The 14,842-nt window shown below is 54.3% G+C and carries 14 protein-coding genes; 4 read left to right on the top strand and 10 right to left on the bottom strand.

The window, feature by feature from the left end; genetic code table 11:
• Positions 1-6: 6 nt before the first annotated feature.
• The 4 genes from BUB13_RS11630 to BUB13_RS11615 form a co-directional block, all read right to left on the bottom strand.
• Positions 7-1,053: a galactose-1-phosphate uridylyltransferase gene (locus tag BUB13_RS11630; RefSeq protein WP_072908934.1), complete on the bottom strand. Its 1,047-nt coding sequence runs from the start codon at positions 1,051-1,053 to the stop codon at positions 7-9.
• A 15-nt stretch (positions 1,054-1,068) separates the two neighbouring features.
• Positions 1,069-3,210, bottom strand: coding sequence for a glycoside hydrolase family 57 protein (locus BUB13_RS11625; protein ID WP_072908933.1), 2,142 nt, complete (start codon positions 3,208-3,210; stop codon positions 1,069-1,071).
• The gene (locus BUB13_RS11620; RefSeq protein WP_072908932.1) at positions 3,180-5,696 is read right to left on the bottom strand and encodes a mannose-1-phosphate guanyltransferase; all 2,517 of its coding nucleotides are present in this window, start codon (positions 5,694-5,696) and stop codon (positions 3,180-3,182) included. Before BUB13_RS11620 ends, BUB13_RS11625 begins: the two co-directional genes overlap by 31 nt.
• Before the next feature lie 115 nt (positions 5,697-5,811).
• The gene (locus tag BUB13_RS11615; RefSeq protein ID WP_072908931.1) at positions 5,812-6,165 is read right to left on the bottom strand and encodes a response regulator; all 354 of its coding nucleotides are present in this window, start codon (positions 6,163-6,165) and stop codon (positions 5,812-5,814) included.
• A gap of 113 nt (positions 6,166-6,278) precedes the next feature.
• Between BUB13_RS11615 and mnmL the strand changes: the two genes are divergently transcribed.
• On the top strand, positions 6,279-7,232 hold the full coding sequence (gene mnmL, locus BUB13_RS11610) for a tRNA modification radical SAM protein MnmL/YtqA (protein ID WP_279625987.1): 954 nt from the start codon (positions 6,279-6,281) through the stop codon (positions 7,230-7,232).
• 74 nt (positions 7,233-7,306) lie between these two features.
• On the opposite strand, the gene BUB13_RS19405 is transcribed toward mnmL, so the two are convergent.
• Positions 7,307-7,429 carry a hypothetical protein gene (locus tag BUB13_RS19405; protein WP_279625986.1) on the bottom strand — a complete coding sequence of 41 codons (123 nt, stop codon included), beginning with the start codon at positions 7,427-7,429 and terminating at the stop codon, positions 7,307-7,309.
• Positions 7,430-7,588: 159 nt separating this feature from the next.
• On the opposite strand from BUB13_RS19405, the gene BUB13_RS11600 reads away from it, so the two are divergent.
• Together BUB13_RS11600 and BUB13_RS11595 are read left to right on the top strand one after the other, a co-directional pair.
• Positions 7,589-9,631 (top strand): ATP-dependent helicase, encoded by a 2,043-nt coding sequence (locus tag BUB13_RS11600; protein ID WP_072908929.1) that lies wholly within the window; start codon positions 7,589-7,591, stop codon positions 9,629-9,631.
• A gap of 33 nt (positions 9,632-9,664) precedes the next feature.
• Complete coding sequence (locus tag BUB13_RS11595; protein WP_072908928.1) at positions 9,665-10,054, top strand: OsmC family protein; 390 nt, start codon at positions 9,665-9,667, stop codon at positions 10,052-10,054.
• A 127-nt stretch (positions 10,055-10,181) separates the two neighbouring features.
• Here BUB13_RS11595 and BUB13_RS11590 read toward each other — a convergent pair whose 3' ends face one another.
• From BUB13_RS11590 to BUB13_RS11580, 3 genes are all read right to left on the bottom strand, one after another.
• Positions 10,182-10,418 (bottom strand): hypothetical protein, encoded by a 237-nt coding sequence (locus tag BUB13_RS11590; RefSeq protein WP_072908927.1) that lies wholly within the window; start codon positions 10,416-10,418, stop codon positions 10,182-10,184.
• 187 nt (positions 10,419-10,605) lie between these two features.
• Positions 10,606-11,475 (bottom strand): NAD(+) diphosphatase, encoded by an 870-nt coding sequence (gene nudC, locus BUB13_RS11585; RefSeq protein WP_072908926.1) that lies wholly within the window; start codon positions 11,473-11,475, stop codon positions 10,606-10,608.
• Positions 11,476-11,480: 5 nt separating this feature from the next.
• Complete coding sequence (locus BUB13_RS11580; protein ID WP_072908925.1) at positions 11,481-12,005, bottom strand: NUDIX hydrolase; 525 nt, start codon at positions 12,003-12,005, stop codon at positions 11,481-11,483.
• Between the two features lie 199 nt (positions 12,006-12,204).
• On the opposite strand from BUB13_RS11580, the gene BUB13_RS11575 reads away from it, so the two are divergent.
• On the top strand, positions 12,205-12,576 hold the full coding sequence (locus tag BUB13_RS11575; protein WP_072908924.1) for a response regulator: 372 nt from the start codon (positions 12,205-12,207) through the stop codon (positions 12,574-12,576).
• Between the two features lie 78 nt (positions 12,577-12,654).
• Here BUB13_RS11575 and BUB13_RS11570 read toward each other — a convergent pair whose 3' ends face one another.
• Positions 12,655-12,915 (bottom strand): cytochrome b5 domain-containing protein, encoded by a 261-nt coding sequence (locus tag BUB13_RS11570; protein WP_072908923.1) that lies wholly within the window; start codon positions 12,913-12,915, stop codon positions 12,655-12,657.
• Positions 12,912-14,840: a biosynthetic arginine decarboxylase gene (speA, locus tag BUB13_RS11565; protein ID WP_072908922.1), complete on the bottom strand. Its 1,929-nt coding sequence runs from the start codon at positions 14,838-14,840 to the stop codon at positions 12,912-12,914. Before speA ends, BUB13_RS11570 begins: the two co-directional genes overlap by 4 nt.
• Between the last annotated feature and the right edge of the window lie 2 nt (positions 14,841-14,842).

Raw genomic sequence — 14,842 nt, 5'->3', positions numbered from 1 at the left:
TGTTTCTCAATCTTGGTAACGGACTGTCGGGTCGGCCTGGCGCAGGAACTCTGCAGCCTCCTCCGGCGGTGTCGGGTTCATCTGGAAGCCGGATCCCCACTCGAAGCCGGCGACATTTGTAAGTTTGGGGGCGATTTCGATGTGCCAGTGGTAATCGACCGGCAATGAGCCCCAGTAATCGGGGCGGCCGCGGCGAAGGTGCAGTGGCGGCGCGTTGTGCAAAATGAAAGAGTAGGGAGGATCGCGCAGAATCGAGCGAAGTCTCCGCAGACTGTCACCCAGAGTGTCAGCCAGCAGCAGCAACTGTTGGTCCGTGCAAAGGGTGAAGTCGTGACTGTGTTGCAGCGGTGCGATCATCAGCTCGAAGGGGAACTTTGAGGCATAGGGTGCGTAGGAAATAAAGTTGCCGTCATCCCTCACCACCCGTGTTTTCGTTTCCCGCTCCTGCCGTATCAGGTCGCAGATCAGGCACCGCTCTTTGCGAGCGAAGTGTTCGCGGCAACTCTCGAGTTCGGTGGCAATCAAAGGCGGTACCAGCGGTACAGCGATCAACTGAGAATGTGAATGAGGCACATTGGCCGCAGCTTCGATGCCGAAGTTTTTAAAGACAAAAATGTAGCGGAAGCGGCCATCGCGATGCAAATCGAGCATCCGCGCCCGGTAGGCTTTGAGAACTTCAGCCAGCTCATCGGTCGTCAAGTCGGCCATTGACTTGTCGTGATCCGGGTGCTCTATGATCACTTCATGGGCACCGATGCCGTTCATGCGGTCATACAGGCCTTCGGCACGGTTATCCAGTTCGCCTTCAATGCCCAGCGCCGGAAACTTGTTGGGGATCACCCGCACCTGCCAGCCGGGCTGATTCGCTCTGCTGCCATCGGGGCGATAGGCGTAGATCTCCGGGGGTGTTTTCGTTTCGTTGCCGTTGCAAAAAGGGCAGGCGGCCATCTTCACCTGCTCACGTTTCTGCAGGAAATCCTGCGGGCGTCGACCGCGCCCCTTGGTCATGATAGTCCAGTTATTTTTCAATGGATCCCAGCGTAATTCAGACACGGGTATTCCTTTCTTTCAGACAGACCAGTTCTCATCGTCAAGGTCACTGCCGAGGTAACAGAAACTCGCACTCCCCTCAGTTGGCCAGCGGCCATTCTCACGCCCGTCCTGGTGAGCATGACAGCTTAAACCAAACTTGTCACCGTTTGCCAGTGCCAGCAGCTTGATCGGGACCGCAATTTCCAATACCTGCTCGCATGCGGCGCTTCCACTGCCAAGGGTTTTGCCCTCCACGGCAACCTGCAGGGAAGAATCTGCCAAAGAGAAGTAGATGTGAAACTGCTGCTTGCCCGTGAGGCGCAGCTCAAAGCACCCTTGGTCGCCACAGAGCTTGCGCAGCAGCTCGGGCTCGTCGATGCGGAAAAACAGCTGGTCGCTGTTGTAGCCGTAATGAATCTCTTGCAGGCTTTCTCGGCTGGCGTACATGGCGCCACCGGCTGCGAGGTCGATTTTCCCTGCGGCCAGCCATTCGAAATAATCACCGATGCGGCCGTCGATCTGCGGGGTGAAGCAGGCGCTCGGTTCAACCCCTTCGAGTTGGGTTGATGGCGGCTTGATCCATTGATGCAAGCGGGCTGGAACCGGCAGTCCTTTCAGGTGATAGAGCGACTCAAGGTGCAGGCGAAAAAGCCGGTCGAAAATATCGGCCTGGGCGGTGACATGCTCGTCACCGAACCACCAGAACCAGTCACTGCCTTCGGCGCGCAGCAGCTCGCGTACCAGCTCGGATAATGGCTGCTCGGGATTGGCCAGTGCCTGCTCGATTTCATCGCTGATGATCTCTTCACGGGTTTTCGCCAGCAGTTCCCAGGCCAGGTTTTCTTCCGGGTGGCCGATCCAGGTGGTGAAGTCGGAGCGGATCCAGGAACCAGCGGCAAGTTTCTTCAGCGGGATCGGTTTGCTCGCGGCGATCGCTTCTTTCACCGTGCAGAGCTGTAGTTGCGGATCCTGCTGGATCGAAGTGTAGAGCTCACGCAGGAAGGGGTAGCCGTTGTCGGGGTAGCGTTCCCAGCAGTTCTCACCGTCGAGGATGATCGGCACGGTTTCGCCTGGGTTCTGTGTCGCAATTTTGCGTAGCTTATTAAGCACATCACCGACCGCTTCGCCCGTATCCCAGCCTGCGTAGAGGAAACCGATGCGATCGGAGAGTTCCCGGTCGCGGAAAATCAGTGGCAGGTCGCCATACTGGTAGATGCGGTAAAGTCTATTGCGGTCCTGCATTCCGCCGTCGAGACTGCGGGCGAGGATATCCTCATCGGTGGCGGCCCAGAGCGCCCCTTCTTCTTTCAGCAGTTTGGCAGCGTCTTCGCTGACCGAGCCTTCCGCCGGCCACATCCCGCGTGGTCGAGCTCCGAGGATGCGGTTGGCCGTTGCCAGCCCTTCGCGCACCTGCAGCCTGCTATCTTCCGGGTGACGGAAATCGACGCCGGGTAAAGGCAGTCCAGGGCTGGGGGCCTGCGCCATGTGCAGGTCGCAGAGCAACGGCAGGATCGGATGGGCGTAAGGGGTGACCGAAATTTCAATCAGCCCTTGCTCTTCAAGTTGCCGGTGCAGTTCGATGGTGCGGCCGACTTCAGCGTGGCAGACCTCCAGCAGACGTTGTTTCTGCTCTTCGGAGAAGTTTTCGCCCTGCTGCAGCAGGTCTTTGACAACCGCTTGTTTGCGGCGCAGGTGTGAACCGGTCCAGGCGAGCAGGAACCAGACCTGCAAGTCACGCAGATCCTGCTCGTCGAACTCTACTGCTGACGTTATGCTACCGGTTCCGCGCAGCCGGAAAAGCTGGTGGTAGCGACGGTTCGGCAGGACCTGGGTCTCCTGGTTGACGGAGAAAAAATGTTGAACGATAAATTGTCGTTCGTTTTCGCTGAGTTGGTTGGGCTGGCGGGTTGCCAGTTCCAGCCAGCTATCCCGGTCGCTGCCATCGGCGTAACGTTCAAGCTGCTCCAGCAGGGTCGGGACCAGGTTGACCGTGACACGTGCGCCGGTTTCGGCAATGGTCTCCAGCATCTCGCCGTAATCCTTGAGCCCGTGCAGCCAGGTCCAGGGCAGCAGGGTCTGGCCGCTGATAGGATCCCGGTAATCGGGCTGATGCATGTGCCAGAGGATACAGACCTTCAGCGGTTTCGCTAGGCCGGATTTTGCAGCAGTTGGAGCCATTCTTCTACTTTCTCCCGGTACTCTTTGATCAGGCTGTCAGCCTTCTTTTTTGTATTGGCTTCCGCCAGGATATGCACCAGTGGCCGGTACGGATCAGGAATCACCAGCACCCAGTCATCGCCGAAATGAACCTTGACGCCGTCGACAAAGGTGGTCTGCAATTCGATCGTGGCCTCGTTCATCAGGCGCATGATGCCACCCTTGTATTCCCAGCTGCAAGGCAATTGAATCTGCCGGTAAGGTCGCTTGGGGATGCGCTGGTGCAGGCCGTCGAGAGTTTCTCCGGTTTTGGTCAACAGTTCGATGGTCTTGGCGACGGCGTAAAGGGCATCGAAATGCGGTTGGAAACCAGTATAGGCCAATCGGCCCTCGATGTCGCCGCAAAGGTGGACCTCTTTGTCCTGGGCTGCCGTGCCGAGGGAACGGCCGTCCCCTTTGGTGCGGATGACCTGAACCCGCTGCTCGCGGGTAATCTCTTCGATGGTGTGCGGGGCGGCGATAGGTACGGCGATAGAGCCATCCTTCATGCTTTTGGTGATCAGTGCTGCCGCCAGTGCCAGGGTGTCGGTCTGGCTGAAAATCTTTCCTCTGCCGTCGATGTAGACCGCTTTTTCGCCCGAGGGGCCGAGCCAGAAACCGGCGGTCGCACCGAGAGCGGTAACGATCTGGCCGACCCGCTCGAAAGATTCGATCTGATCCTCCAGCGCCGAAGCCATGTAGCTTTCATCGATATGTGAGTTCAGCTCGATAACATCACAGCCGAGCTCGGTCAGCAGTGCCGGCAGTACTTCGGCCGCCGGGGAGTGGTTGAGGTCGACGACGACCCGCGGTTTGGCTTTGCTGATAGCATCCCGGTCGAGGGTACGCAAGAAACCATCGCGATAATAGCTGTAGAGGTTCGGCAGCTCGGAGATGCTGCCTGGCTCGCTGTAGTGAACGCGGCGGAAATTTTCCTTGTAGTAGATCCGTTCGATCGACTTGGCCGCTGCCGAGGAAAGTTCGAGGCCGTGCTCATCGAAGAAAATGATTTCCGTCACTGCGGCATCTCGTGGTGACTGGCGGAAGTGGACGCCACCGACTTCGCCGAAAGTGGTCAGCTTGTAGCGCAGCACCGGGAGCGACAGCCGTTTGACGTCACGCACGTTGACGCCGGCTGAAAGCAATCCGCCGACAAAGGCGCGCTTGAGCATCCGCGAGGAGCGGATCGAGTCCCGGCCGGTCAGAACGAAGGAGTCTTTCGGCAGGGTTGAACCATAAGCGGCGCCCAGTTTTGCGGCAAATTCGGGCGTCAGTTCAATGTTGGTCAAGCCTTTTACCAGCGCTCCTTCAAACAGGCTCTTGCGCCAGATTTCTCCCCAGATCAGGTTGTGGGTGACAATCGCGCTGTTTTCAATGTTCTTGCTCGGCCAGATTTTGACATCGGCGTTGATGGTCGATTCCTTGCCGACCTTGGAATTGTCGCCGACGACAACACCTTGATTGATGATGGCGCTGACGCCAACCCGGACATTCTGTCCGAGGACGGTCCCTTTGATCTTGCTGTTCGCCTTGACGTAAACATTGTCCCAGAGGATGCAGTCTTCCAGCTCTGCACCGTCTTCGATGGTGCAGTTGCGGCCGATCAGGCAGTTTTTCAGCTTCGGTTTGCCGACCAGGCGGGTGTTGTCGCCGAGCACGACCATTCCGCGCAAAGCCTTCTGGGTATCCTCGCTGACGCTGGTTTCAGCGCCGAAAAAGACTTTTTTCTTTTCTGTCAGGGTTTCGTCGATTTCAATCTCAACCTTGCCAGCCATGATGTCTTTGCAGGTTTCGAGGTAGGCGTCGGTGTTGCCGATATCCTGCCAGTACCCTTTGAGCGTACAGCCGTAGAGGCGATCTTTTTGCTGCAGCAACTGCGGAAAGATATCCTTTGACCAGTCGCGGTTCTCTCCTTCCGGGATCAGGTCGAGCACTTCCGGTTCGAGGATATAGATTCCGGTATTGATGGTGTCGGAAAAGACCTCGCCCCAGTCGGGCTTTTCCAGGAACTTTGTGATCTCGCCTTTCTGGTTGGTGATGACGACACCGAACTGCAGCGGGTCTGGGACTGACGTCAGGGTGAGGGTCGCCTTGGCGTTTTTGGCTTCGTGGAACTTGATCGCAGCAGTCAGGTCGAAATCGGTCAGCAGGTCACCGCTGATAATGAGAAAACGCTCGTCCAGATGGCGAGCTGCCGCTTTGACGGCGCCCGCTGTACCAAGATCTTCCAGTGGGGTCACATAGGTAATATTGACACCATATTCACTGCCATCGCCGAAGAATTTTTTCACTGTGTCCGGCTGAAAATAGAGCAGCATCACCAGTTCGGTGATGCCGTGTTTTTTCAACAGGTCGACGATGTGCAGCATGATCGGGCGATTACACAGCGGCACCATCGGCTTGGGCAGGTTGATGGAGAGAGGATGCAGGCGGGTGCCGAAACCACCAGCCATGATAACAGCTTTCATTGGGACTCCTGATAAGTTGCCTTGATGGGTTGATTGCTGATTCAATGTCATGTCAGGGAGAGAAATAAACTAATATTGTTAGTCTTTTGTCAGGTGGTTTGTTAGCTAGATCCCTTTATTTTTTCAGCAGGCGCTTTATCTCTGTTTTCAGTTCGTCAAGGTTGGAGCTTTTGACGACATAGGAGTCAGCCAGCCAAGATGCGAACTCGTCTTTGTAGCAGTTGTAAGCACTGCAGAGGATGACCGGCAGCCCCTTGTGCTCTTTGACGATCTTCTGCAGCATTTCCAGGCCGCTTTCCTGTTTTATCTGGATATCGAGAACAACCAGGTCGATCTGCTCCTTTTTCAGGGCGTTGGAAGCTTCAGTGCAATCGGCGGCGCTGATCACCTGGTAGCCTTCATCTTCCAACTCGGCGGAGTAGAGCAAACGCAGCCCGGGCTCGTCGTCAACCACCAGAATTTTTGCCATTCTTGATTCCTCTCTCGTGACAATTCATGGTTAAAATCAAAGATTAGAAAAGTATAGCAGCCGCATGTTGCTTGGCAACGCTGTATACATATAAAGGGTGAGAATTTAAGGACTTGCTCGAAACAGGGCAAGCTGGCATTATCGCCGCCATGCGCAAAAAAGCTTTTCGACTTTATTCGACCTACCTGAAACAGCAGTTTGGCGGACGGGTCCATAAGATTTCCATCGATGCCGGCTTCGGTTGTCCCAATCGTGATGGCGGGCGAGATTCCCACGGTTGCCTGTTTTGCGATCCCGGTGGTTCCGGTGCTGTCGGCATTGAACGGAGCAAGCCAATTTCCGTTCAGGTCGAACAGGCAAAAGAGATCATGCGGCGGAAGTATCGGGCGAAATATTTCATTGCCTATTTTCAGCCTTTTTCCAACACCTTTGCGCCGGTCGATGTGCTTCGCGATTGTTACGATCAGGCGCTGGCTGTGGAGGATGTGGTCGGGTTGGCCGTTGGTACCCGGCCCGATTGTTTGCCGGTCGATGTCCTCGACCTGCTGGCCGAATATCATCGCAAAACCTATTTCTGGCTGGAGCTGGGTCTGCAGTCGATCCACAACAAAAGCCTCGATTTTCTCAACCGTGGTCACGATTACCAGTGTTTCCTCGAGGCTTACCAGCAGGCGAAAGAGCGTGGGATAAAGGTCTGCGTTCACCTGATTCTCGGGCTACCGGGCGAATCACGCGAAGACATGCTGGCGACCGCGGAGGAAATGGCGCGGCTGAAGATCGACGGCGTAAAATTGCATCTGTTGCATGTATTGGAAGGAACGCCGCTGGGCGATCTCTACAAACAGGGGCAGATCGAGATGTTCGAGATGCAGGAGTATGTCGAACTGGCGGTCGATGTGATTGAGCGGTTATCGCCCGATACTTTGATTCAGAGGCTGACAGGCGATGGTCCACGTCATATTCTGCTGGCACCACTCTGGTCGATGAACAAGTGGGAAGTCCTCAACGCCATCGATGATGAGCTGGCGCGCCGCGGAACGGTACAAGGGGAAAAATATCGGGGATAAAAAGGGGCGGCGATGGAGACAATCTCCCCGTACGCCTCTGAGAAGAGGATGCCCCGGCAGCAAAGGCGGGGAAACTACTGTTGGTCGGAGATGACGACTTGCTGCGCGTTGACCTCGGTGGGGATGTTCCCTCCCCAGGAAATCAGCAGCAAAGACGCCCAGACCAAGCTGATAAAGATAATAGCAATTCTGAACATGGCGCGTAATCTAACAGAGTAAATTGGTAGAATCAATAGCCTATTTTCGTTTTGGAATTTTCATTATTCCAGCCCCCTTGTCGCCGCTTTCGCAGTCGTGATATTGTCCGTTTTTCGCCTTTTCTGCAAACGCACTAAAAGAACAGTTTGGTAGTTTAAGTGTTTGATTTAAATAGTTTAAATCCTCAGCAGCGAGCTGCGGTCGAACACCTCGATGGGCCTTTGCTGTTGCTCGCCGGGGCAGGCTCCGGCAAGACCCGGGTGATCACCTGTCGCATCGTTTACCTGCTGCAGCAGTGCGCGGTCGCGCCCGAGCAGATTCTGGCGGTGACTTTCACTAACAAGGCTGCCAAGGAGATGCGCGAGCGGGTCGAGGAAATGGCTGGCAAAAAGGCCTGCAAGGGGATGGTGATCGCCACTTTTCACTCCCTCTGCGTGCGCATTCTCAAGGCACATATCGAGCGCCTTGGCTACAAGAAGAATTTTTCCATCTATGCAGCTTCTGACCAGCAACAGCTGGTACGCCGCCTGCTGCGTGACGAAGTGGCGGACGCAACCGGCAAAGACGCCGACCAGGTGCTCTGGCAGATCTCCGATGCAAAAAACCGCATGATCGACCCGGAGCAGTTCGCTTCCGATAGCCGCGATCCGGTCTCCTGCTTGACTTCGCTGATTTATCCGAAATACCAGAAAGAGCTGAAAGCTTACAACGCTGTTGATTTCGACGATCTGCTGGTGCTCACGGTGAAGTTGCTGGAGCAGAATCCCGACCTGTTGGAGCGCTACCAGCAACAGTTCCGCTATCAGATGGTCGACGAATACCAGGATACCAACCCGGTTCAGTACCGCTTGTTGCGCCTGTTGGCCGCAGGGCATGGCAACCTTTGCGTGGTCGGCGACGATGACCAGTCGATCTATGGTTTTCGCGGCGCCGATGTCGAGACCATCCTCAATTTCGAAAGCGATTTTTCCGGCACCCGCGTCATCAAGCTGGAACAGAATTACCGCTCCACCGGTAATATCCTCGCTGCCGCCAACGCGGTAATCAAGAACAACGACAAGCGCAAAGAGAAAGCCCTCTGGACCGCGGACGGCGACGGCAAAGCCATCGATTACCTGCTCTGCGCCGATGATGAGGATGAAGCCTGCCAGGTGGTCGAGCGGATTTTTGCCGAGATGACCCGGCAGGATTTCGACTATGAAGATTTCGCCATTCTCTATCGCACCAACACCCAGTCTCGTTCATTTGAGGAACAGCTGCGTTATGCCAACATCCCTTACGTGCTGATCGGTGGGCAGCAGTTTTTCGACCGCAAAGAGGTCAAGGACGTTATCGCCTATCTCAAAGTGCTGTTGAATCCTTTCGATGAGGTCAACCTTCTGCGCATCCTGAACTATCCCAAACGGGGCATCGGTACCGGCAGTGCCGACAAGCTGATCCGTTTTTCCGCCGAAGCCGAGGAACCGCTCTGGAACGTGCTGAAGCAGCCTGAGCAGGTTGAGGACCTCAATCAGCGGACCCTCGACGCCATCAGCGAATTCGTTGGCCTGTTAGAGACCTTTCGGCACCGTTTTCAGCAGTCGCTGCGATTGGTCGAGACCTTGCGCGAACTGCTGGCTGACTTGAAACTGGCGGAAGAGATTTATCGACAGGAGAATGATGCGCAGAAAGCGCGTCGACGGGTGGAAAACCAGGAAGAGGTGGTAAACGCCATGGCGACGTATCTGGAGAGGGACGCGGTTCCCTCGCTGGCAGGTTTTCTGGAAAAAGTCTCGCTGCTCGATGACGAAGGCCCGGGGAAAAATGACAAGGAGAGCAAACTGGCCCAGAATGCCGTCACGCTGATGAGTCTACATTCGAGCAAAGGGCTTGAGTTCCCGGTCGTTTTTCTGGTCGGTATGGAAGAGGGCGTATTGCCACACAAGAAATCGATCTACGAAACTTTCGATATCGATGAGGAAAGGCGCCTTTGCTACGTTGGCATCACCCGGGCGGAAAAGCAGTTGGTTCTGCTCGGCGCGCAGCGGCGGCGGAAGTATGGTCAACTTGAGCAGCGCGAACCGAGTCGCTTTCTGGTTGAAATCCCGCAGACGTTGCTTCGCCGCAGCGATGGGAATAAGATGGTTGCTACCAGTGAAGAAGACAAGAAGCAGAACGCCAGTAACTTTTTTAGCGGTATCAGTCAGTTGCTTGGCGACTAAAACAATGCATTTTATGATTTAAAAGGAGATGTTATGCCAGTCAGTATAAGTTTTCCAGGTGGCGTCAAGGTGGCCGCCCAGGTTGATGGTTTCGAAATTGTGACCGACCAGCCAGCAGAAGATGGTGGCGAAGGCAGCGCACCGGCGCCCTACGATCTTTTCCTCGCTTCGATTGGAACCTGCGCCGGGTTTTATGTTATGCGCTTTTGCCAGGAACGTGATCTGCCGACAGAAGGTCTGGAGATGAGCCTCGATATCGAGCGTGATATGGAAACCCGCAAACTGCTTAAAGTGATCCTCGATATCAAAATGCCGGAAGGCTTCCCGAGCAAATATCACAAAGCGGTGCAAAAAGCGGCGGAACTTTGCTCGGTGAAAAAAGCACTGACTTACCCGCCGGAATTCGAGACGACGGTCAGCTAAACCTTTTCGCCTTTATTGAACACAAAAGGGCCCACCCGACAAATGTCCGGTGGGCCCTTTTGTGTTAGCTGGACGACCAAAGTGCGACCCCGATCGTCAGGCAACTTTTCATTTATATCGATTCTAGTTAATTTCCGCTCCCTTTAGAGGCAGCAACGTCAGCGTTGGCGGCAATTTTTTTTGCCTGCTCGCTTGCGTCTTTGCCTGAACCGCTGCCCTCGGCCATTTGTTTATCTGCGTTCGGTGCTGGCGAGGTTTGCTCCTGAAGCTGTTTGCTGGCCTGTTTTTCTTCGCCGGCAGCGGCATAATTGGTAAAACTGAACATCAAAGCTGCAATCATCAAAAAATAAGCAATTCTTTTCATTTTCTTTTCCTTTCGATTCATTTTCATTTATTTATCAAACCCGAAAATTCGGGGTCGCACCTGTCGCCGATTTTCTAATCAATTGTGCCTAAGGGCATGAATATGCTGATCAATACTTAGAACGCAGAGGTTGAGAATCGGTTGACAAACTTTTTCCCCGTCGCGGAAAAACGAGACGGGGAAAGGTTTAGGCGATGTAATTTTCTGCCATGTCGATCAGGTAACGGGCAATGCTGCGACGGGGGGGCAGGGTGGGAAGCTGGTCGAGCTTGTACCAGCCGCCTTCTTCCAGTTCGGTTTCCTGCAGTTTGATTTCACCGCTGACGTAATCAGCGACGAAGCCGTTCATGATCTGGCTGGGAAAGGGCCAACTCTGGCTGCCGACGTAGCGTAAATTGTCGACAATGATGCCGGTCTCCTCCAGAATCTCGCGTGCCATTGCTTGTTCGAGTGATTCACCGAACTCGACAAAACCGGCGACCAGGCCGAAACGTTGTGGAACCCACTCCGGTTTCCGTACCAGCAGAATTTCATCCTCTTTGACGACCAGGCCGATGACGCAAGGGTGGATGCGTGGATAGTGTTGCTTGTTGCAGTTCGGGCAGCGCTTGCCCCATTCCTGGTGGATTCGTTGCAGTTCGGTTCCGCAGTACCCGCAGTGGCGGCTGCTCTCTTCCCAGTGCTGGATCATCAGTCCGAGGCCGGCCAAGCTGAGCAGTGAAATTGGTGCTTGCGGGTTGGCTGCATGCAACGAATGGGCGGCAAATTTATCTTCTGGCAGCGGTTCGTCCAGAATTATCATTCGACAGGGTTTTCCCAGCCACTGGCCGATATAAAGAGAAGGCAAAGCGAGGTCGCCCGGCTGCTTGCCGAAGGGCAATTGTGGGTCGATGGCGTCTCCGCAGGTGAAAACTTTTGCTCCTTGCAGGGGGAGCCAGAAGCCTTCGCCTCCCGGGTCTTGGCCTGGCGTGGCGAGTTCAAATTCAGCGTCCATCGCCTCACTGTTAAAAGGCAGGGCGTCGGTGGAGGGGAAACTGTCGGGGTAGCCAAGTGTCATCAGGGTTAGCCTTTTGATTTCAGCGCGTAGCGCATCAGTGCAAGCTGAGTTTTCGCATCGACGATGCTGCCGTCTTCGATCTTCTCCAGTGCTTTTTCGATAGTCATGACGATTGGTTCGATGAACTCGTCCGGTTCAAGAGCGGTTTCTGTTTTGTGTAACCCTGTGGCGATGAAAAGATGAATCTTTTCAGTACAGAAACCCATGCTGCTGTAAACGTAACCGAGATCTTCGACCTTTTCAGCACTATAACCGATCTCTTCCTGCAGTTCGCGCTTGATGCATTCGTCGGCATTCTCTCCCGTTTCCAGGCGACCGGCCGGAATTTCCAGAACATAGCTGGCTGCCGCAGGACGAAATTGTCGGATCAGGATAACGCGACCGTCTGCCAGAACAGGTAGAGCTGCAGAGCCACCCGGATGCTGGACAATTTCGAAGCATGCTTCCCGATCATCCGGCATGCGGTGGGTTTCACGCGCAAGGTCGAGGATGCGTCCCCGGTAGATGATTTCCTCGTTTGTTTTCGACATTTTGAAGTCCTTTCCGTGTGGCCGAGTTTAGAGCAAACAATGAAAACTGACAATCATCGATAAGTAGTTATAGTAATTCCTAATAAGTATGCTAGAATCTTAAAGCTACTTTCCCTAGAAAAGAAGAGATTAGAAACGCGATAAGGAGATCTCAGGTCTGGTATCAGACCTTGGCAGACAGGGGTTTGTGGAATCGATTATGGCTGAAGACGGTAAAAAAATTCTTTACGTTGATGACGAACAGGGCCTGGCATTGCTGGGCGAAGAGTTTCTCGGTGATTTGGGATACCAGGTGACAGCCGCCTTTGGTGGAGAGGAGGCATTCGCTGCTTTCGGGCAAGCTGATCCTCCCTTCGATCTGATCGTCACCGACGAGTCGATGCCCGGGATTAGCGGGATTGAGTTGGCGCAGAAAATTTATGAAGTTGCCCCGCAGGTACCGGTCTTTATCTGTTCCGGCCATCTGCTTTCCAACGAGGAAGAGGGGATGGATAAGACCAACATCGTCGAAGTGCTGTTGAAGACCGATGTCTGTGCCAAACTTCCCGACCTTTTGGAAAAGCACCTTTAGGTACACCCGAACAGAAAATAATAAAAGCCGCTTCTTGTACAGGGAAGCGGCTTTTTTGTTTCTCGGATAAATGCGGGATCAGAACAGTCCGAAACGCTTTTTTTTCTTTTCAGGTTCATTTTCCAGTTTGCCGACGACCGGGAAGCGCTCAACCACGGTGCGGACATGGGGGGCACTTTTCAGTTCGTCTGTCAAATCCTGTCCTGCGCTGTGCGCATTGACGTGGTTTCCATCAACCCACATCTTGCTCTCGCTGACATCGTAAATGGTGCCGCTGACGGCCACGTAGGTCGGTTGCCCGTTCTGGCCGTTGAATGTTGCCAACTCTTCTTTGGTCATTTTTCTCCTCCTGCATCACGATTGAAATAGGTTGAACCTTGCAGCCGGGCGGAAAACTCGCCGAGCAGTTGTTGCCGTTCAGTCAGGTCGATATCACCCCTGCGCACAGCAGCTTCCGCGCGGACGCGCAACTTTTCAAACAACTGTTGTGGGCTGTGCTCAGTTATTTGCAGGACATCAGCGATTGAGTCTGCAGGAACTTCGCGCACCACATCAAAGCTGCCATTCTGATTAATCTTAACACTTAAAACGTTGGTGTCACCGAACAGATTATGCAGATCGCCAAGAGTTTCCTGGTAAGCACCGATTAGGAAAACACCAAGGATGTACTCTTCACCGTCCTTTAAATTGTGAAGCGGAAGGGTCGGGCTTTCACCATTGCCGATAATGAATCCGGCCAGGCGGCCATCGCAATCGCAGGTCAGATCCGAGATGATGGCGTCACGGCAGGGGACTTCGTCCAGCCGCTCGATCGGCATGACCGGATAGACTTGACCGATAGCCCAGGTGTCGGGCAGCGACTGGAAAACACTGAAATTGCCGTAATAAATATCGGCCATCAGATGGCGAAGTTGCGGCAGCTTACTTTCTTCAGTCGGATTGCTGTCAAGCCAGTCTAAAGTGCGGCGGGCAATGGCAAGAAAAAGATTTTCAGATAAAGAGCGCTGCCGCAGGTCGATATCCCCTCTGCGGAAAAGGTTACGGATTGTATCCCGGTTACGCAGCGCCTGTTGGTAGGTTGCTACAGAGGGCTGTTCTGATTGCAGGTAGAGGTCGAATTGTTCGGCGACAAGTTCAGGCATGTTGTCCGGGCATTGCTGCGGTAGGGACAGGGGTTCGAACTGCAGCACGTCGAGGATGTTGAACAGCAACAGGGTTGTGTGGGCGACAGTGGCGCGGCCTGATTCAGTGACGATGATCGGATGCGCGACCTGCTTTGCGTCAGTCACTTCCGCAACCGTTTCAACGATGGTGCGGCAGTAGTCGTTCAGGTTGTAATTGCGTGAGTGACTGTGCTTTGTCTGGTTGCCGATGTAGTCGACCGCCAGGCCGCCGCCCAGGTCAAGGTAGCGCAGCGGCACTCCTTCACGGCTTAGATCTGTGTAAAAGCGGGCCGCTTCGCGGACTCCGGCGCCGATTTCCTCAATATCTGGGATCTGGGAACCGAGATGGCAGTGCAGTAACTGCAGGCAATCAAGCATCTGCTCTTTCCGTAACTGGTCGACAACTTCGACCAGTTGTGCCGTACTCAGGCCGAAACTGCTACGGTCGCCGCTGGTTTCGGTCCAGAGTCCGCCCACCTTAGCCGAAACCTTGATCCGAAGACCGATCAAGGGCTTTATATTAAAAGCCCGACTCCTCTCGATAATTATTGGAAGCTCAGATGGAGATTCAATGACGAAAATACAATCAATTCCGAGCTTGCGGCTGAGCAGGCCGAGATCGATGAACTCACGGTCTTTGTAGCCGTTGCAGATCAGCAGGCTGTCTTTGTTCAGGTTGGCTAATGCCAGCAGCAACTCGGCTTTGCTGCCCGCTTCAAGTCCGTGGTTGTACTCTTTGCCAAAGCGACAAATTTCGTGGATGACCTCTGCCTGCTGATTGACTTTAACTGGAAACACGCCTTTGTAGCGGTTTTTGTAACCAGTATGTTTGATTGCCGTAGCAAAGCTGTCGTTGAGCAATCTGACTCGAGCCGCTAGCAGGTTTTCAATCCGCAGTAGCAGAGGACAATCATGGCCACGCGCTTTCGCTCCAGCAACGATCTCACTTAACGAAACAGCGACCGGCCCTTGGGGAAATTCTGCCTGAATCGTTACGCGACCGTCATCAGAAAGGGTGAAACTGTCTGCACCCCAATGTTTGATTCCGTAAAGCTCAGCTGAATCTGCGACTGTCCAGTTTGTTTTGTTGCCTTGCTTCATTC

Source organism: Malonomonas rubra DSM 5091 (assembly GCF_900142125.1).
Lineage (GTDB): Bacteria > Desulfobacterota > Desulfuromonadia > Desulfuromonadales > Geopsychrobacteraceae > Malonomonas > Malonomonas rubra.
Note: the sequence above shows the minus strand (reverse complement) of the source record. Positions and strands in the feature narration are given on the sequence as shown.